17 protein-coding genes are annotated in these 18,112 nt (G+C 42.5%); 9 read left to right on the top strand and 8 right to left on the bottom strand.

Annotated features, from left to right (window positions below):
- The first annotated feature begins 145 nt into the window (after nucleotides 1-145).
- Nucleotides 146-1,801 (top strand): M28 family metallopeptidase, encoded by a 1,656-nt coding sequence (locus M2273_RS25525; RefSeq protein WP_429400604.1) that lies wholly within the window; start codon nucleotides 146-148, stop codon nucleotides 1,799-1,801.
- Between the two features lie 197 nt (nucleotides 1,802-1,998).
- Here the strand turns inward: M2273_RS25525 and M2273_RS25520 are convergent, their stop codons facing one another.
- The 3 genes from M2273_RS25520 to M2273_RS25510 all read right to left on the bottom strand — a co-directional run bounded on the left by M2273_RS25520 (nucleotide 1,999) and on the right by M2273_RS25510 (nucleotide 3,535).
- Nucleotides 1,999-2,361 (bottom strand): TM2 domain-containing protein, encoded by a 363-nt coding sequence (locus M2273_RS25520; protein ID WP_429400603.1) that lies wholly within the window; start codon nucleotides 2,359-2,361, stop codon nucleotides 1,999-2,001.
- 444 nt (nucleotides 2,362-2,805) lie between these two features.
- Nucleotides 2,806-3,135 (bottom strand): DUF2752 domain-containing protein, encoded by a 330-nt coding sequence (locus tag M2273_RS25515; protein WP_429400602.1) that lies wholly within the window; start codon nucleotides 3,133-3,135, stop codon nucleotides 2,806-2,808.
- Entirely contained in the window at nucleotides 3,128-3,535 is a 408-nt protein-coding gene (locus tag M2273_RS25510; RefSeq protein ID WP_429400601.1) for a DUF4199 domain-containing protein, read from the bottom strand. Before M2273_RS25510 ends, M2273_RS25515 begins: the two co-directional genes overlap by 8 nt.
- A gap of 155 nt (nucleotides 3,536-3,690) precedes the next feature.
- Here M2273_RS25510 and mfd point away from each other — a divergent pair, with 155 nt between their 5' ends.
- Entirely contained in the window at nucleotides 3,691-7,047 is a 3,357-nt protein-coding gene (gene mfd, locus M2273_RS25505; protein WP_429400600.1) for a transcription-repair coupling factor, read from the top strand.
- 156 nt (nucleotides 7,048-7,203) lie between these two features.
- On the opposite strand, the gene hpt is transcribed toward mfd, so the two are convergent.
- A complete protein-coding gene (hpt, locus tag M2273_RS25500) occupies nucleotides 7,204-7,743 on the bottom strand; it encodes a hypoxanthine phosphoribosyltransferase (RefSeq protein WP_429400599.1) in 540 nt (179 codons plus the stop codon).
- 158 nt (nucleotides 7,744-7,901) lie between these two features.
- On the opposite strand from hpt, the gene M2273_RS25495 reads away from it, so the two are divergent.
- Nucleotides 7,902-9,128, top strand: a complete 1,227-nt coding sequence (locus M2273_RS25495; protein WP_429400792.1) for a M16 family metallopeptidase — start codon at nucleotides 7,902-7,904, stop codon at nucleotides 9,126-9,128.
- Between the two features lie 20 nt (nucleotides 9,129-9,148).
- The gene (gene def, locus M2273_RS25490) at nucleotides 9,149-9,721 is read left to right on the top strand and encodes a peptide deformylase (RefSeq protein WP_429400598.1); all 573 of its coding nucleotides are present in this window, start codon (nucleotides 9,149-9,151) and stop codon (nucleotides 9,719-9,721) included.
- A 154-nt stretch (nucleotides 9,722-9,875) separates the two neighbouring features.
- Here the strand turns inward: def and M2273_RS25485 are convergent, their stop codons facing one another.
- From M2273_RS25485 to M2273_RS25475, 3 genes are all read right to left on the bottom strand, one after another.
- Entirely contained in the window at nucleotides 9,876-10,514 is a 639-nt protein-coding gene (locus M2273_RS25485; RefSeq protein ID WP_429400597.1) for a hypothetical protein, read from the bottom strand.
- Nucleotides 10,515-10,629: 115 nt separating this feature from the next.
- Nucleotides 10,630-10,908, bottom strand: a complete 279-nt coding sequence (locus tag M2273_RS25480; RefSeq protein ID WP_429400596.1) for a NifU family protein — start codon at nucleotides 10,906-10,908, stop codon at nucleotides 10,630-10,632.
- A 153-nt stretch (nucleotides 10,909-11,061) separates the two neighbouring features.
- Nucleotides 11,062-12,147: an Mrp/NBP35 family ATP-binding protein gene (locus M2273_RS25475; RefSeq protein WP_429400595.1), complete on the bottom strand. Its 1,086-nt coding sequence runs from the start codon at nucleotides 12,145-12,147 to the stop codon at nucleotides 11,062-11,064.
- A 116-nt stretch (nucleotides 12,148-12,263) separates the two neighbouring features.
- Between M2273_RS25475 and M2273_RS25470 the strand changes: the two genes are divergently transcribed.
- The 5 genes from M2273_RS25470 (at nucleotide 12,264) to M2273_RS25450 (ending at nucleotide 17,343) form a co-directional block, all read left to right on the top strand.
- Entirely contained in the window at nucleotides 12,264-14,498 is a 2,235-nt protein-coding gene (locus M2273_RS25470) for a transglycosylase domain-containing protein (RefSeq protein WP_429400594.1), read from the top strand.
- 106 nt (nucleotides 14,499-14,604) lie between these two features.
- Nucleotides 14,605-15,234, top strand: a complete 630-nt coding sequence (locus tag M2273_RS25465; protein ID WP_429400593.1) for an NAD(P)H-dependent oxidoreductase — start codon at nucleotides 14,605-14,607, stop codon at nucleotides 15,232-15,234.
- A gap of 164 nt (nucleotides 15,235-15,398) precedes the next feature.
- Entirely contained in the window at nucleotides 15,399-15,809 is a 411-nt protein-coding gene (locus M2273_RS25460) for a response regulator (protein WP_429400592.1), read from the top strand.
- 74 nt (nucleotides 15,810-15,883) lie between these two features.
- Nucleotides 15,884-16,114, top strand: a complete 231-nt coding sequence (locus tag M2273_RS25455; protein WP_429400591.1) for a hypothetical protein — start codon at nucleotides 15,884-15,886, stop codon at nucleotides 16,112-16,114.
- Between the two features lie 245 nt (nucleotides 16,115-16,359).
- Nucleotides 16,360-17,343: an NAD-dependent epimerase/dehydratase family protein gene (locus tag M2273_RS25450; RefSeq protein WP_429400590.1), complete on the top strand. Its 984-nt coding sequence runs from the start codon at nucleotides 16,360-16,362 to the stop codon at nucleotides 17,341-17,343.
- 23 nt (nucleotides 17,344-17,366) lie between these two features.
- On the opposite strand, the gene M2273_RS25445 is transcribed toward M2273_RS25450, so the two are convergent.
- Entirely contained in the window at nucleotides 17,367-18,044 is a 678-nt protein-coding gene (locus M2273_RS25445; protein WP_429400589.1) for a helix-turn-helix domain-containing protein, read from the bottom strand.
- Between the last annotated feature and the right edge of the window lie 68 nt (nucleotides 18,045-18,112).

Genomic DNA, 18,112 nt, shown 5'->3' with positions numbered 1-18,112 from the left:
CGAGCGACTGCATAGAAGCCCCCTCTCCGCTACCGCGGGCTTTCAGCCCGTGGTAAACATATTAAAAGCTTACAGCTTTTGTTACACTCCCACTCTTGCAGCAAGCGTTTCCTTTAATTACATTTGGAATAAACACATCGCATATATGATTAATAAATACAACTACTTGCTGGCATTGTCTGGTTTTGCCTTATTAACTGGTTGCAGTCAAAATAAAAACACCGACCAGGAGGCTGCAAAGGCCATATCAGCCGATGAAATAAAATCGCATATCGCAGTGCTGGCCAATGACTCTTTGATGGGCCGCAAACCCTTTACTGCCGGCGAAACAAAAGCCACTGCCTACATCGCCTCCGAATTTAAAAAAGCCGGATTGGAACCTGGCAACAACGGCGCCTATTTTCAGGATGTGCCCATGGTTGAGATCACCAGCACACCGTCCGAAACGATGGAGATCACCGGTGGCAAATCACCCATGACCTTACATGCATTAACAGATTTTGTAACCTCCACTCGCCAGGAACTTCCTACTGTGGATCTCAAAAAATCGCCGCTTGTTTTTGCGGGTTATGGCGTTGTTGCACCCGAATATCATTGGAATGATTATGCCGGTCTTGATGTAAAGGGCAAAACTGTAATTGTACTGGTAAATGATCCGGGTTTTAAAAACGGCGATCCAACCTTTTTTAAAGGTGATACCATGACCTATTATGGCCGCTGGACCTACAAATACGAAGAAGCTGCCCGTCAGGGTGCCGCAGGAGTGATCATTGTGCACCAAACCGAACCGGCCAGCTACGGCTGGAGTGTGGTGACCAACAGCTTTAGCGGTGCCAAGCTTTACCTGCAGCAAAAGGATAAACACCTGTCGCGCTGTAAAGTTGAGGGATGGATAACCGAGGATGCCGCCCAAAAACTATTGGCCGCTGCAGGCATCACAGGCGATATCCGTGCCATTGCCCGTAAAAAAGATTTTAAGGCCATCCCCTTGAATATGGATGTATCCTTAACCTTAAATAATAAGTTAAAATATTCCACATCGCACAACGTAATAGGAATTATAAAAGGCAGTTCACAACCAGGGGAATATGTGCTGTACACCGCTCACTGGGACCACCTGGGTATAGGGAAAGCCGATGCCAAAGGCGACAGTATTTACAACGGTGCGGTTGATAATGCCAGTGGCGTTGCGGCTATCATCAGTGTGGCAAAAGCATTTCAGAAGGCAAAAGAAAAACCTAAACGCTCTATTGTGTTTTTGGCAGTAACTGCCGAAGAGCAGGGTTTACTTGGTTCTGAATATTATGCTACCCACCCCATATATCCGCTTAACAAAACCATAGCCGATCTGAACATGGATGCCCTGGGCAATTATGGCGAAACCAAAGATATTGCCATTACCGGCAAGGGACAAAATGAGCTGGAAGATTATGTAAGCGATATAGCTAAGCAGGATGGTCTCACTATTGTAGGCGACCGTCATCCCGGATCGGGTAGTTATTACCGGTCTGATCATTTTAACTTTGCCAAATTGGGTGTACCCGCGCTCGACATTAATAACGGCAGTAATAGCAAAACACAAGGTCCAACTTATGGCGAGGATAAGCAAAAAGAATACAATGAGCAGCGCTACCACCAGCCGGCTGATAATTACAGTGATGACATGGACGCCACCGGCATGGCCCAAATAGCCGATATACTTTACCGGATAGGCACCAAACTAAGTAATGAAACAACTTTCCCCGGCTGGAAACCCGGTTCTGAATTTAAAGCAGTAAGGGATAAATCGATGGGGAAATAGGGAAATGTCTGAACCCGGATTTTGGGGATTAAGGGATTCCCATGATTTCTTCCAATCTGAAGTAAAATCCTTTAATCAGATAAATCTGTTTAATCCAGGTCCAGACAAATTCCTTAAAACTAAAAAATCCACCCCGTAACAGAAGGTGGATTTTTTTGGATATATAGTGAAACTATTACCCCCCTTAAAAGGGATCTTTAGTTGCTCATTTTAGCAATGTTGAAGCTTTCGAAAGCCATTTTTTTATTATACTCTGTAGCTATGTCTTTATAGTTTATCAGGTCGATAATGGTACCTATAAAACAAAAGCCGGCAGTAAAAAAGTAAAGCAGGCCCATACCTATCTGATCGGTCATGAAGCGCTGTATGCCCGATACACCCAAAAATCCTATCAAAGTAACCAGCATAATATCCTGCGGATTTTTTCTTTTACCCCCGTAAATATTCAGAAAGTACCGTTGCTGGGTTTCAGTTAAGGAGGCTGTGGCTTGTTGTAAAAAAGTAAATTCTTCGGGTGTCATTCCGTCGAACATCATATATGGATTTTGGTAAGTGTTCATTTTAGTAAAGCTTAAGGTTATCGTTTGTTTTATGATATAAAGGTACTGCGGCGGGTAAAAAACACCAATGCAAAACTGGTTAGCAGCAAAAACAAGTCGGTGAGTGGGTGGGTTTTGGCGGTGAAAAGATTTTGTCTGAACCGGGATTTATCGGATTAAAGGATTCTCCTGATTTTCTTATCATCAACTACAATTTGTCATCCTGAGTGATAAAATCCGGAGACTCTGAAGAGGAAATAACATTGCCAAAAGGGCTGTCATGCTGAGCCTGTCGAAGCATAGCGGGCAAAGGCCCTTCCGCGCGAGTCTTCGACATGCTCGGACTGGCAGGCCTTTACACCTTGAAAATCGAATACGGCATGGGTAGGAAAGAAGGCTCTATTGCTGAGCTTTGCATATTGTACAATAGATGCTTCACTGCGTTCAGCATGACATTGAAGTATTTTATTTTTCAAGAGCTGAGTGATTGCTGCCATTTTCAAACCGCGGCCCATAGCCCAACCTGTCTTTCCCCAAAACATATATGCGGTGAAAAATAACAATCACAGCCGGGATACCCAGCCAGTGGGCCTGGAAAGAATTGCGGATATCGCCATGAAACAAATAAATAATAGAATGCCCCAGCCCACAACCGGGGCACCATTTAATCCCCATCAGCTTTAAAGGGCACAAGGTAAAGTGCGATTCGGCCACCGGGCTTGTAAAGGCCAGGCACAACATTGCCGCTATCCAGAAAACGAGTTCAAAATATTTTGAAAAGAGCTTTTTAATCAACCTTATTTGATTTATTGTGATACAACAGCGAAACGCCGAAAGCCAATAGCACACCTACCAGCAGGGCTCCGAATAATCTTCCTGAAAAGGCCATCAGATTTTCGCCAGCAGATACATAGCTGATATAAAGTACACCAGCAAAGCCCGCAATAATACCACCAACCAATAATATTTTAAAGCTTTGTACTAATGCTTCTAAAAAACCCATTTGTCCTTTGCAATCATTGGCGCGGTAACTTCTGATACCTAACAATAGTCCAATGGCGGGTATCAAAAACGAAAAGTATTCTGCTGTGGCAACGGTATCTTTCTGTGGTGTTATGCCATATTGGTGCATGACAAACATCCATAATATGCTTAAAACTCCGATAAAAATACCCGATAAAATTGCATTCTTCATAAATTATAAAATTTGGTTAAAGTAATAGGTTGGCTTAAATGATATATATGAATTTACCATTAAAAAGTGATTATACCCACATATTGTTTGCATAATTGTTTACTATTTATCTTAGCTTATTTAAAAAGTCTTTTTTATGTACATTTGCCTCAGTTTTGAACATCCGTGATATTTTAGACAGATATAAAGCTGATGAAAGGATCAAGGCGTTGGCAACCGCGCTTAATGCTTCCAAAAATCCAAGAATACAGCTTCGTGGTTTAGTCGGGTCAAGTGATTCGGCCATGGCGGTAGCATTGTATTTTTTGCAGCATAAGCACATGATATTTGTGCTGCCCGAGCGTGAAGAAGCCGGTTATTTCCAGGCAGATCTGGAAAACCTTACCGGTAAAGAAGTGCTCCTTTTCCCATCATCATACCGCAAGCCATTTGAATTTACCCAGCCCGATAGCAGCAATGTGCTGGCCCGTGCCGAGGTACTGAACGAGCTTAACCATTCGTCAGCGTTTGGGCAACTGATAGTAACCTATCCCGAGGCCCTGGCCGAAAAGGTGATAGACCGGGCCTCGCTCGAAAAAAACACCCTTGAAATTGCCGTTGGTAATAAGCTTAGTCTTGATTTTATCAATGAGTTTTTAATTGAGTATGATTTTGACCGGGTTGACTTTGTGTATGAGCCTGGCCAGTTCTCTATCCGTGGCGGTATAGTTGATATATTTTCGTTCTCGCATAACCTGCCCTACCGGGTAGAATTTTTTGGCGATTTTATTGAATCTATCCGCACGTTTGAAATTGAAAGCCAGCTATCTGTTGAGCAGGTTAAAAGCATCACCATTGTACCCAATGTACAATCTAAATTTTTAACCGAGAGCAATATCTCCTTATTGGAATATGTAGATGCCGGCACACAGGTGTGGATAAAAGATGTACAGTTTACACTGGATATTATCCAATCCGGCTTTAAGAAAGCGGTAAACTTGTGGAAGGCCTTGTCTGCCGACGAAAAAGCGCAAAACCCGGAGTGGATAGATCCAAAATTTGGCTTTACTGACGAAAAACTGATAGCCGACCAGTTACATGATTTCCCGGTGGTGGAGTTTGGCAAACAGTTTTTTTACCAGCCAAATGCCACTATAAATTTTGATATGCGGCCGCAACCATCTTTTAATAAAGATTTCACGCTGCTTATCCACAATTTTAAAAGTAACGAGGCTGTTCATGTCGAGAATTTTATACTCACCGATTCGGCCCGGCAGGTAGAGCGTTTATATGCTATACTGGATGACCTTGACAAAACGGTAAAATTTACCCCGATAAGCGTTTCGATACGGGAAGGTTTTGTGGACCATGAACAAAAACTGGCCTGCTATACCGATCACCAGATATTTGACCGCTATTATAAATACAAGCTTAAAAAAGGCTATCAGCGTTCGCAGGCCATCACCCTTAAAGAGCTGCGCGATCTTAAGACCGGCGATTACGTAACCCATATTGATCACGGGATAGGCAAATATGCCGGCCTGGAGAAAGTGGAGGTTAACGGCAAACAGCAGGAAATGATCCGCCTTATTTATGCGGATAACGACCTGTTGTATGTAAACATTAACTCGCTTAACCGTATATCAAAATACAGCGGCAAAGAGGGTACCGTACCCAAAATGAACAAGCTGGGTACTGATACCTGGGAACGACTCAAGAAAACCACAAAAAAAAAAGTTAAGGACATCGCCCGCGACCTGATCAAACTTTACGCTTTGCGTAAGGCACAATTGGGAAATGCCTTTTCGCCCGATAGCTATCTGCAAACTGAGCTGGAGGCATCGTTCCTTTACGAGGATACTCCCGATCAGGAAAAAGCTACCGCCGACTTTAAAAGGGACATGGAATCGCCCCACCCTATGGATAGGCTGATTTGCGGCGACGTAGGCTTTGGTAAAACCGAAGTGGCCGTGCGCGCGGCATTTAAAGCTGTGGCCGATAGCAAACAGGTGGCCATACTGGTACCAACCACTATTTTAGCCGCCCAGCACTACAAAACATTTACCGACAGGCTCAAAGGCTTCCCTGCCAATATTGATTATGTGAACCGCTTTAAATCGAGCAGGCAGATCAAGGATACCCTCGAGAAACTGAAGGAAGGCAAGGTAGATATCATTATAGGCACCCATCGTCTGGTAAGCAAAGATGTAAAGTTTAAAGACCTGGGGCTGATGATCATTGACGAGGAGCAAAAGTTTGGCGTATCAACCAAAGAGAAGCTTAAGCAAATGCGCGCCAATGTGGATACGCTTACCTTAACCGCTACCCCAATTCCGCGTACCCTGCATTTTTCGCTCATGGGCGCACGCGACCTTTCCATTATATCAACACCACCACCAAACAGGCAACCGGTAGTTACCGAGCTGCATGTGTTTAATGATACCCTGATAAAAAGTGCCGTTGAGTTTGAGATAGAGCGTGACGGTCAGGTTTTCTTTATTCATAACCGCGTAGCCGATTTACCGCAATTGGGCGGCATGATCCATAAGCTGGTACCCAAAGCACGTATAGGCATAGCACACGGGCAACTGGAAGGCGACGCGCTTGAAGATGTAATGCTCAAATTTGTGAACCACGAGTATGATGTATTGGTGGCCACTACTATTATTGAGGCCGGTTTGGATATTCCTAATGCCAATACCATCATCATTAATTACGCCCATATGTTTGGCCTGAGCGATCTGCACCAGATGCGCGGACGTGTTGGGCGAAGCAATAAAAAAGCCTATTGTTACCTGTTAAGTCCGCCGTTGTCAACACTCACCAGCGAGGCCCGCAAGCGCCTGAGCGCCATTGAAGAGTTCAGCGACCTGGGCAGCGGCTTCAATGTGGCCATGCGCGATCTGGACATCCGCGGCAGCGGCAACCTGCTTGGCGCCGAGCAAAGCGGCTTTATTGCCGAAATTGGTTTTGACATGTACCACAAGATATTGGACGAAGCTATACAGGAACTGAAAGAAGATGAATTTAAAGGCGTGTTCCCCGATGATAAACCTCGGCCGTTTATTTCCTTTACCCAAATTGATACCGATCTGGAAATCCTGATCCCGGATGAATATGTAACTAATATAGCTGAACGATATAACCTGTACACGGAGCTTTCCAAACTGGAAAACGAGGTAGAGCTATCCGCGTTTCAGCAACAACTGCATGACCGTTTCGGGGCCATACCACCACAAGTAAATGATCTGTTGAACACCATGCGCCTGCAATGGCTGGGCAAGACTATTGGGTTCGAGAAAATCTCGCTTAAAAAGAATGTGTTGCGCGGTTATTTTATCAGCAACCAGCAGTCGCCATATTTTGAATCGGATGCGTTCCGCAACGTACTTACCTTTGTACAATCAAACATGCGCCGCACCAATTTAAAGGAGGTTAAAAACACCCTGCGCCTAAGCATTGAAGGCGTTAATAGCATTGACCAGGCGGTATTGTTTTTAAATGAGATAGCAGGAATGGTAGGGGTTGATTAGGGGCTTAAAGAATTGTCATGCTGAACTTGTTTCAGCATCCCACATGCAAGGTAATTAATATGCATGTGAGATGCTTAGCATATGAGATCCCGAAATAAATTCGGGATGACTTCATAACGGCTCAAATCAGAAATCGAACATCTCAGTTCCGAATTATCAAATTACCTTTTTATAAATATCCCTCAAATTCCTACCCATTTCCTGGTAATCAAGGCCATAGCCTACTACAAATTCATTCTCAATTTCAAAGCCTACATATTTAAGCTCTTCAATTTGAGTAAGCAACGCGGCAGGTTTAAGCAACAGGGAACATGCTGTTATAGATGTCGGATTGCGTTGTTTTAGTTTATCTATCAGGTAATGCAAGGTATTGCCGGTATCTACAATATCCTCAATGATCACCACGTCACGGTCTTTTATATCCATGATCAAGTCGATATCATCACGTATTTTAAGTTTGCTTGTTGTACCTCCATAATAGGAAGCCAGCTTGGTAAAAGCAATTTCGCAGGGGATATCAATTTGTTTAATCAGGTCGGCGATGAACAAAAAGCTGCCATTCAACACGCCAATAAATATGGGTATACTATGCTGATAATCGGTATTTAACTGTTGGCCAATGGCTTTGGTACGTTCTATTATTAATTTTTCATTGATAAGGGGCTCAAATTCAAGGTCGGAAATTTTAATTTTCATAGGAGATGGGGCTACTTTATTGTTTTGGGGGTATTTAACTAATATGCATATTAGTTAACCTGTGTGTTCATTTTGTTTTTTTTTCGAAAATAGTATAAATCACTTACAATAACGCGAAAATAATTGTAACGTATATAACGTTATCTTTGCTGCTCATGATCGATTACCAGGCTTACACCTTACCCAATGGCATCAGGATATTGTATAAACATGCACCATTTGCCATAACACACTGCTGCTTTATTGTAAACGCCGGCTCGCGCGATGAAGGCGCGCAACAGGAGGGTCTTGCTCATTTTATTGAACACCTACTATTTAAGGAAACCGAGAAGCGTAGCACCACCCAAATTTTAAACCGGCTTGAACTGGTTGGCGCCGATCTTAATGCCTATACTACCAAAGAATATACCTGCATACACGCGTCATTGCTTAACCAACACCTGGAGCGTTCTATGGACCTGTTTGAGGATATCATGTTCCACTCCACATTTCCGGAAGATGAGCAGGAAAAAGAAAAGGGCGTAATACTGGACGAGATAGCCTCATACCTTGACCAGCCCGAAGAGGCCATACAGGATGATTTTGAGGAACTGCTTTTTGCCGATCATCCTATCGGTAAAAACATTTTAGGAACACCCGATACCGTTGCCAAAATGAATGGCGATGATGTAAGGGCTTTTATTAAGGCCAATTACAGCACATCAGAAATGATATTTGCTGTTCATGGCAATTATGACTTTAAGAAGGTCATCAGGTTAGCCGAAAAGTATTTTGGCGCCGTTGCTGTAAATCAACCTCAAAAAAACAGGATCGTACCACAGGCCAACTTAAGCGGTATCCATCTTGTTAAAAAAACCATATCACAAACGCATTGTATTATTGGCAACCAGGCCTATTCATCATCGCACAAATACAAAAATGGCCTGTTGTTGTTAAATAACCTGTTGGGCGGTATGGGTATGAGCAGTCGCCTTAACCTGGAGATTCGCGAAAAGCACGGCATTGCCTATACCATCGAATCGAACTACACGGCACTCACAGATACGGGTATTTTTTCTATTTATTTCGGAACCGATACCGAGAAAGCCGACAAGGCGGCCCGACTGGTGCATAAGGAGCTTAAAAAACTGCGCGAACAAAAACTGGGCACCCTGCAACTGCACCAGGCCAAAGAAAAATTTATTGGCCAGATAGCCCTTGCCGAAGAAAACCGGATGAGCCTGATCATATCAATGGCTAAAAGTTTGCTCGATTTTAACCATATTGATACGCTGGAAGATGTTTTTGCAAAGATAAACGCCGTAACCGCCGAACAAATGCTTGAAATAAGCAATGAAATATTTGATATTGACAAGTTGATTACATTGGTTTTTGAGCCTAAATAATAATCCTGTATTTTTGCATAATGAAATACCCTATCATCGCCTACGGAGACCCTGTTTTAAGGAAAAAAGCAACAGCAATTGAACCTGAAGAATACCCGCATATAAAAGAGCTGGTTGAAAACATGTTCGAAACCATGTATGCCGCGCGCGGCGTAGGATTAGCTGCTCCTCAGGTGGGCATGTCCATGCGTTTGTTTGTAGTTGATGCCACTGTTTTTAGTGATGAGGAGCCCGATCTTAAGGACTTTAAAAAGGTATTTATAAATGCTACTGTTTTAGAGGAAACCGGCGAAGAGTGGGGATTTAACGAAGGCTGCCTGAGCATTCCGGATATAAGAGAAGATGTATACCGCAAACCGGTTGTAAAGTTATCCTACTATGATGAAAACTGGAAACATCATGAAGCAACCTTTAATGGTTTAGCGGCACGTGTTATACAGCATGAGTATGATCATATTGAAGGCAAGTTGTTCACTGATAAACTTAGCCCTCTGCGCAAGCGCCTTATTGAGAAAAAGCTGAACGATATTTCAAAAGGGATGGTTGACGTAGACTATAAAATGAAGTTCCCCGCTGTTAAAAAAGGACGGTAGATTTAAGTACTGGGTTCCCTTTTTTGAGTCCTAAGTTCAAAGTCTTTAGCCTTAAGTAGCCGTTTAAATACCCTTCTTAGACTTACAGTTTTCGACTTAGGACTATCTTTTTAATAGTATTTCCTACTTAGAACTGAGGACCTTAGACTTAAGACTAATTATTACTGCTCTTATTATCTGATTCGGTTATTTGCTTTATTAAACTACCCCAGGCCAGCGGATTAAGCAGTGGGTTGGGTGTTAATGAATGCGAATTCAGGATACTGGTGTGCATGCCTTGTGCATTGGCTGATTGTATTTCCTGTGCATCCCTCGGTAATACGTTCGATAAGGCCACCATTGATGTGCGGCTTACATTTTTCCGGGCAATATCCAGATCGTCATCGGCCAGCTTTATAGCCAAAAAGTCTTTTTTAAACTCATCCGTAGTAGCCCATGGGAATACATGGAAGGTTGGCAGGTTTATAATTTGTGCTTTAAGCGATACCTGCAGCGTATAACTTTTATTAGGCACATTTGCTGGTATTACTACAGTTACCGGGCCATAACCCACACAGGTGAATCGCAGGGTATCCTGTTCATGCGCAACAAAAGAAAAATAGCCCTTATAGTTTGATAAACTAATCGTGTTACGTACAGACGTATTGGTAATGGTTACGTAGGGCACTATAACATTGCTGCTATCGGCATTATGTACAATACCAGTAAATTGTACAATCGGCCTTTCTTCGTGGTTTTGCGCAAAGGCACCAATTGTTGCAAATAAAAATAAAATGGCAATTAAATATTTCATATACCAATCACTCTTTCCTGAATACACTACCCGTTATAGGTGGAAAAAGTTTCAAAACTTTAATCAAAAGTACGTTAATACCGTAAATATACCCGGTTTTTAACAATACTTAACACTACCTTAAATTTTCAGGAAGTACCGCGTTGGGGTCGTCAATATCCGTTAAATTAATAGCCTCAATAGCGGTAATTTCAGGAACCGCTTTCTTAATAGCCTCTTCAATACCGGCTTTAAGTGTCATGATGCTCATGGGGCATGACCCGCATGAACCCAATAGCTTTAATTTAACTACACCTTCAGGGGTGATTTCCTCAACCGAAACATTCCCGCCATCAGCTTCCAAATACGGACGGATGGTATCTAAAGCTGCTTCTACCTGACTTAATAAACTCATTTTTACTAATTTATAACAGAAGTAAAGTTACTTAATTATTTACAATATTTTAATTCGAATAATTTGCCTCTGGCCATTACACTATCCTCATAAATATTATTGTTCTAAAGGTCTTATCTCCTGATTCTTATTTCTTGTTTCTTAACGTTATCTCTAATTCACAATAGCCTCATTACCCAGCGCCTTTGCATTTGAAATAGCAACCTGCTGCGCTACGCGGCGGGCCATCTCTAAAAACGCCTGGGTCATTACGCCGTCCTCTTCCAGTATAGTAGGCTTACCGGCATCGCCAGAGTCGCTTATACTTTTTACTAACGGAATTTCACCCAAAAATGGTACATCAAGTTGCATGGCCAGTTTTTGCCCGCCGCCTTTACCAAAAATATAATATTTGTTTTCGGGCAGCTCGGCCGGTGTAAAGTACGACATGTTTTCAACCACACCCAGTATCGGCACATTAATAGCCGGCATTAAAAACATGCCTATCCCCTTTTTAGCGTCGGCAAGGGCCACGTTTTGTGGTGTGGTTACAATTACCGCCCCCGTTACCGGGAAAGTTTGCGTAACAGTAATGTGTATATCGCCCGTTCCGGGTGGCAGGTCAATTACCAGGTAATCCAGTTCGCCCCAGTCGGCATCATTAAACAATTGTTTTACCGCGGTTGATACCATTGGCCCGCGCCATGGCACCGGCTGGTTAGGGTCAGTAAAGAAACCTATGGATAATAACTTAATACCGTATTTCTCTATCGGCTCTATACGGGTTTTGCCATCAACCTGACTGGCCTGCGGGCGCACCCCCTCCAAACCAAACATAATAGGTATCGATGGGCCGTAAATATCGGCATCAATTAAACCTACTTTAGCACCGGCTTTGGCTAAACCCAGTGCCAGGTTTACCGCCACGGTTGATTTGCCAACGCCCCCCTTGCCCGATGCAACCGCTATAATATTTTTAACGCCGGGCACCCCGGTGTTTTTTTGCGAAGTAACCCTAGATGTCATATTAATACTCACCACGGCCTCCTTACTTATAAAATAGCTGATGGCATTACGGCACGCGTTTTCTATCATTGCTTTTAGCGGACAGGCCGGTGTGGTTAGTATGACTGAAAAACTAACGTTGTTGCCATCTATATGTATGTCCTGTATCATGTTAAGGGTAACCAGGTCCTTTTTCAGATCGGGTTCCTCAACATTGCCCAGCGCTTGTAAAACTTGTTCTTTGGTAATTATCATAATATATGGCAAATTTATGAAAACAGGCCGTTGATTTGTGTTTGTTAAAGAAACAATTTGCAGAAACAACCGTTTGCAGGGGATAAGATTTAGTTTAGTTTTGGAAAAATTTACATATGAAGCGCCTTAATCCTAAATACATACGCATAGCCGCATTTATACTGATACCGTTGTTACTTATATTTTTAATCGGCGGTTATATAGCCTATTCAAAACGTGAGGCCCTGCTTCAAAAAGCTATTGACAAAGCTAAAGCAAAAGCAAAAAGGGATTATAATTTAGATGTAAAAATAGGGTCGGCCCATTTTACAGGTATGAGCACTGTATCATTTTCTGATATAACCATAGTGCCCGAGCAGCGCGACAGCTTGCTTAACATCAAAAATCTGGTAGTAAGTGTTAAGCTGTTACCTCTTGTAATTGGCGATATTAAACTGGCCGATGTTGTTTTACAGGATGGATTTATTAAACTCACCAATATTAAGGGGGTTAAGAATTTTGATTTTCTTTTTAAAAAGAAAAAAGATACCACCGTCACGCGTCCAAAGGTTGACCTGTCTGAGCTGGCCGGTAACCTAATAAATGAGTTACTTTACAAAATCCCGGATAACCTGCATCTTAATAATTTCACCATAAATTTTAAGGGCGATAGCAGCCGGATAAATTTATTGACCAAAACCGCGCTGATAAAAGATGGTGATCTAACATCAACTATTGATGTGGATAATGGTGCTTCCATTTGGCATGTTGCCGGTAAAATGCACCCGTCTGATAAAGATATCGACGTAAAGCTTTACGCCGATGGTAAAAAAGTAGAGTTGCCTATAATCGAAAAAAAGCTAAAGCTTAGACTGAATTTTGATACCATCAGCACCAAATTAACAAAAGTGGAGCATAGTGGCGGCGAAACAAGAATTTATGGTTCATGGGCGGTGCATAATTTATTGATCAATCATCCGGCCATATCCTCCGGCGATATTGTGTTTCCTAACGCTTCCATTGATGCTAACTTATTTGTGGGTAGTAATTACATCTCTCTTGACAGTTCATCGCTTATACATATTAAAAAACTTACAGCAAAGCCTTTTATCAAGTACACCCTGAACCCGGTTAAAATTTATGAGCTTAAAATTACTACCGGCTGGTTAAATGCTACTGATATTTTTGATTCTTTCCCTTCGGGGATGTTTGATGCACTTGATGGTATACAGGTTTCCGGTAAATTAAACTATGCCCTTAATTTTTATATGGATGCCAGCAAGCCCGACGATCTGCAGTTTGACTCACGGCTTAGCAAGGATAATTTCAGGGTGGTGAAATATGGCAAAACCGACCTTACTAAACTAAACAGCCCATTTGTACATACACCCTATGAAAGAGGCAAACCGATGTCGCCTCATTTGATTGGTCCGGAAAACCCGGAATTTACGCCGCTTGAACAGATTGCGCCAAGCCTGCGTAACGCCGTAATGACGGCCGAAGACCCTTCCTTTTACACTAATCACGGCTTTGTGGAAGAAGCATTTCGCAAATCGTTAGTTACAGACTTTAAGACTAAAAAATTTAAGCGCGGCGGCAGCGGTATATCTATGCAATTGGTTAAAAATGCTTTTTTGAGCCGGGAAAAAACACTTGCCCGTAAAATTGAGGAGATTCTGATTGTTTGGATAATCGAAAACAACCGCATCATGACTAAAAACCGGATGCTGGAGGTTTACCTGAATATTATTGAATGGGGTCGCGGTATATATGGTATATCAGAGGCATCGCATTATTACTTTGGCAAATCGCCCTCAGAGCTTACCCTGGGCGAGAGTATTTACCTGGCCAGCATTGTTCCGTATCCCAAAGGCGGTCTGTACGCTTTTCAGCCCGATGGCACGCTTAGGCCGGGTTTGCATGGCTACTTTAACCTAATTGGCAGATTAATGGCTGGCAAGGGGCTTACACAGCGCGACACCAGTGCTTACGGGTTTTATACCGTCCGTTTAAGAGAGGGCTTGCGCCGGACCATTGCTCCTGTTGACACCGCTACTGCCGATAGCCTGATGAAACAAAGTGACGACACCGAAATTTTACCCGTACTTGAGGATCCTGTAAAGAAACCAAACTTTTTTCAGCGCCTTTTTGGCAAAAAAGATTCTACCGCTAAAAAAGAGGAAGAGAAGCAAAAAACAGCCAAGGAAATACTAAAAGAGCAAATTGAGGCGCTTAAACAAGAGTATAAAGTCAGGATAGATAATGTTGATACTACAGGAAAAACTAAAAAGGAAATACGGCAGGAAAAACGGCGTCTGAAAAAAGAGCAAAATGATAAAGAAGATGAGCTGAAAGAAAAGGCCAACTTATAACTTGCGATACAGGTGTAAATTAGATGTTTAAACATCTAATTTACACGCAGGTGACAACGGTGTGTGTTTAAACATCTAATTTTGTTTAAACAAAAAAGAAATCATCATGTCACTCATAGAAAAATTACAATGGCGCGCTGCCATTAAAAAATTCGATACTACTAAAAAGATAACTGCCGAACAGTTAGATGGCCTTTTAAGCGCTGTACAGCTTGCCCCTACCTCATTGGGATTGCAATCATTTAAAGTTATTGTTGTTCAGGATGCCGAAACAAGAGAAAAATTAAGGGCTGCGGGTTATAACCAACCGCAAATCACAGATTCTGCCGCGTTATTTGTTTTCGCCTCCTTAACTAACCTCGATGAAGACTTCGGGAAAAAATTCATTGATCTTGTTGCCTCAACCCGCAGTGTTGAGCGTGAAAGCCTGGAAGGTTATGAGCAAATGGTTTTAGGTACCTTAAGCGGCCGTACCGATGAGCAAAAACTGGCATGGTCACACAAACAGGCTTACATTGCCCTGGGTGTATTGTTAAGTGCCGCTGCCGACTTTGGCATTGATGCCGGACCAATGGAGGGTTTTGACCCACAAAAATTTGATGAAATACTTGGGCTCAAAGAAAAGGGCTTAACCACATCTGTAATAGCTGCAGTTGGTTTCCGTGCCGAAGATGATGTTTACAGCAAAATGATCAAAGTACGCAGACCAAAAGAAGAACTTTTTATTCACGTATAAATTAATAATTGGGTTTGACCGGACACATTTTGATAATGTTGTTGTTAGGGATAGTTGATTGGGTTATTGGCTTTTCTCCGTGTCCGGTTGGCCCAATTGTTTTTAACCGACTGCCTTTCTGTACATATTTCGGTTTATCCACTCACATAACCGCAAGTTAATCAATGGCATGCCCTTTGCATTATCTGAACCGGACAGATGGGAAGATCATGGCAAAGAAAATATTAATTGTAGACCACAGTGAATTAATGATAGAAGTTATGTCATATATATTGACGAGCAACGGCTATGAGGTAATTTCACTGACCCGGCCCGATCATATATTTAATAACATCCGCTTAAACCACCCCGATCTGATTATACTTGACACACTTTTACCCGGAATTGATGGCCGGGATGTATGCCGCCTGCTGAAGCTAAACAAGGAAACAAAAAATCTCCCGGTAATTATTTGTTCAGAAGGTGATGAGAATGATGAATCCTTACGAAAAAAGGGAGCTCCTGATGATGTGCTGCACAAGCCTTTTGATATGAATAACCTGATTGAAAAGGTAAAATTACAGTTAGCGGCCTAAATAATTTGTTTCGTTTTTTTTTAAATGCTTGATTTATTAGCAACAGTTGTATATTTACCCCCGAGGAGAAAAAGATGGGACTGCCACTACGCATAACTTATAACGAAACTGACCACGTTTACCAGATCAACACAACACCTATTAACAAGACTACCTGCGAGCTTGAGATATTACTGAACGGCGAAAAAATAACCCTACAAAAAGATATACGTGGCGCATGGGTACAAATGGGCGAAGGGCCATTGATCGATCCGGAATTTGCCCAGGCGCTGGGGCGCTCTGTTTCTTTACGGTTCAGGATGTAAGGTACATTGTCTGCTCCCTTTTCCGTTCATTTATCTGGTTTCTCCGTTCGCCACTCGCTGAACCCCTAAGCATAATACTTAGCAGGTTTTAACCCCAATTTTATTGATTTTGACAACCAAACATGATATTTTTGTATCATGCCTGCAATTTCATTACCTAAAACATTAAAAAAGCCGGTATTACATCCGGAAACCTTACTGATTAGCCCAACCCTTGGTTATAAGTTTTTAACCGGGAGGCGATCATGAGCATTCTTGTAACAGGGAGCGCAGGGCACCTTGGCGAAGCCATTATGCGGAGCTTACGCACCCAGGGGAGGCAGGCGCAAGGGGTGGATATCAAACCGTCGCCTTTTACCAATTTTGTAGGGCCAGTAACCGACAGAGGTTTTATTAAACAGTGCATGATTGGCGTGCAGGCAGTTATTCATACAGCCACTTTGCACAAACCACATATGGCAACCCACACTTACCAGGATTTTATTGACACCAACATCAGCGGTACGCTGGCATTGCTCGAGGAGGCTGCGGCAGCAGGCGTAAGATCTTTTATTTACACCAGCACTACAAGCACGTTCGGGTCGGCGCTTACTCCCGCCGAAGATGAACCCGCGGCATGGATAACGGAGAGCGTAACGCCTATTCCCAGGAATATATATGGCATAACCAAAGTTGCTGCCGAAAATTTATGCGAGCTTTTTGCCCGGAAACAGCACTTGTCTGCAATAGTTTTGCGCACATCACGGTTCTTTCCCGAGGCTGATGATGATGCCGCCATAAGAGGAAAGTACAGTTCGGCCAACGTGCAGGCAAATGAATTACTTTATCGCCGGGTTGATATGGAAGATGTGGTTAGCGCCCATTTGCAGGCAGTTGAAAAAGCGCAGCATATTGGATTTGGTCGTTATATTATATCGGCTACAACCCCGTTTACTCATGATGACCTAAGCATGCTCCGCATGAATGCCCCAGAAGTGGTACGGCGCCTATTCCCTGATTATGACAGCCTTTTTGCCAAACAGCAATGGAACATGTTCCCGGGTATTGATCGTGTTTATGTAAACAGCCGGGCTCTGGAAGAGTTGGAATGGCAACCAAAATATGATTTCCCGTACGTACTTGAATGCATTCGTACAGGCAGAGATTTCAGAAGTCCCTTAGCACGCGAAGTCGGCAGCAAGGGGTATCATGATGCCTTATTTGAGCACGGGCCCTATCCTGTTGAATAAAGAGCGGGCGACACGGTAACGATTTATAATGAAAATAAATTATTAAGTTTTTCTTTGGCACTATTTAATATCATTTCTTTATAGCCGCTTTCCTCTATCAGTTCCGCAAGCTTATAGCTATAATATTCTTTGGTCAAAACATCGGTATTCAAATACAATGCCTGAGAGAGCGCTTTTAATTTATCAGCGTTTAATTGGTTTTTGCCACACTCTATGCGACTGAGCTGAGCACGATCTATCTTGATCTTTTTTGCCAGGTCTTCTTGTGAAATATTTAGCTCAAGGCGTTGCCTTTTAATATACGCGCCGAAGTTTGGCAGCTTATCTTTTTCTTCTTTTTTTGAAACAAAAGTAGGGATATCAACAGGAGCATCAGCGTCAACCGAGTTGGGGTTGAACCGGTTTATACTTTCAAACAGGCTTGAAAACCTGATAGACATTTGTTCAAACCAGTTTTGCTCAATACTGTAGGTGATGTTACCTTTTGCGCCATTGGCTTTTATAAGGCCCAGGGACCTTAATTCTGAAACGTGCTTATTAATAGTCTCCATATTGAAACTTGTAGTATAGAGCGCATCCCTATTGATCGAGAACCCATTTTCAATAATCGTTCTAACAATAAAAACCCTTACCGGCAATGCCAGGGCCCTGGCAAATTGTGATAATTCATTATCGTTGAAATTAAGGTTCGTTAATTTCATATGTTCTCCATGCGTTTCAATTATTTCTATAAAAAAAGGCTACCTCAAATTTATTGAGGCAGCCTTTG

Source organism: Mucilaginibacter lappiensis (genome assembly GCF_050433765.1).
GTDB classification, from domain to species: Bacteria; Bacteroidota; Bacteroidia; order Sphingobacteriales; family Sphingobacteriaceae; genus Mucilaginibacter; species Mucilaginibacter lappiensis_A.
Note: the sequence above shows the minus strand (reverse complement) of the source record. Positions and strands in the feature narration are given on the sequence as shown.

What these genes read in the sequence shown, in the direction of transcription:
- M2273_RS25525 (WP_429400604.1), top strand. Translation starts at nt 146, where the DNA reads ATGATTAATAAATACAACTACTTGCTGGCATTGTCTGGTTTTGCCTTA.
- M2273_RS25520 (WP_429400603.1), bottom strand. Translation starts at nt 2,361, where the DNA reads ATGAACACTTACCAAAATCCATATATGATGTTCGACGGAATGACACCC.
- M2273_RS25510 (WP_429400601.1), bottom strand. Translation starts at nt 3,535, where the DNA reads ATGAAGAATGCAATTTTATCGGGTATTTTTATCGGAGTTTTAAGCATA.
- hpt (WP_429400599.1), bottom strand. Translation starts at nt 7,743, where the DNA reads ATGAAAATTAAAATTTCCGACCTTGAATTTGAGCCCCTTATCAATGAA.
- def (WP_429400598.1), top strand. Translation starts at nt 9,149, where the DNA reads ATGAAATACCCTATCATCGCCTACGGAGACCCTGTTTTAAGGAAAAAA.
- M2273_RS25485 (WP_429400597.1), bottom strand. Translation starts at nt 10,514, where the DNA reads ATGAAATATTTAATTGCCATTTTATTTTTATTTGCAACAATTGGTGCC.
- M2273_RS25480 (WP_429400596.1), bottom strand. Translation starts at nt 10,908, where the DNA reads ATGAGTTTATTAAGTCAGGTAGAAGCAGCTTTAGATACCATCCGTCCG.
- M2273_RS25475 (WP_429400595.1), bottom strand. Translation starts at nt 12,147, where the DNA reads ATGATAATTACCAAAGAACAAGTTTTACAAGCGCTGGGCAATGTTGAG.
- M2273_RS25470 (WP_429400594.1), top strand. Translation starts at nt 12,264, where the DNA reads ATGAAGCGCCTTAATCCTAAATACATACGCATAGCCGCATTTATACTG.
- M2273_RS25465 (WP_429400593.1), top strand. Translation starts at nt 14,605, where the DNA reads ATGTCACTCATAGAAAAATTACAATGGCGCGCTGCCATTAAAAAATTC.
- M2273_RS25460 (WP_429400592.1), top strand. Translation starts at nt 15,399, where the DNA reads ATGGCATGCCCTTTGCATTATCTGAACCGGACAGATGGGAAGATCATG.
- M2273_RS25455 (WP_429400591.1), top strand. Translation starts at nt 15,884, where the DNA reads ATGGGACTGCCACTACGCATAACTTATAACGAAACTGACCACGTTTAC.
- M2273_RS25450 (WP_429400590.1), top strand. Translation starts at nt 16,360, where the DNA reads ATGAGCATTCTTGTAACAGGGAGCGCAGGGCACCTTGGCGAAGCCATT.
- M2273_RS25445 (WP_429400589.1), bottom strand. Translation starts at nt 18,044, where the DNA reads ATGAAATTAACGAACCTTAATTTCAACGATAATGAATTATCACAATTT.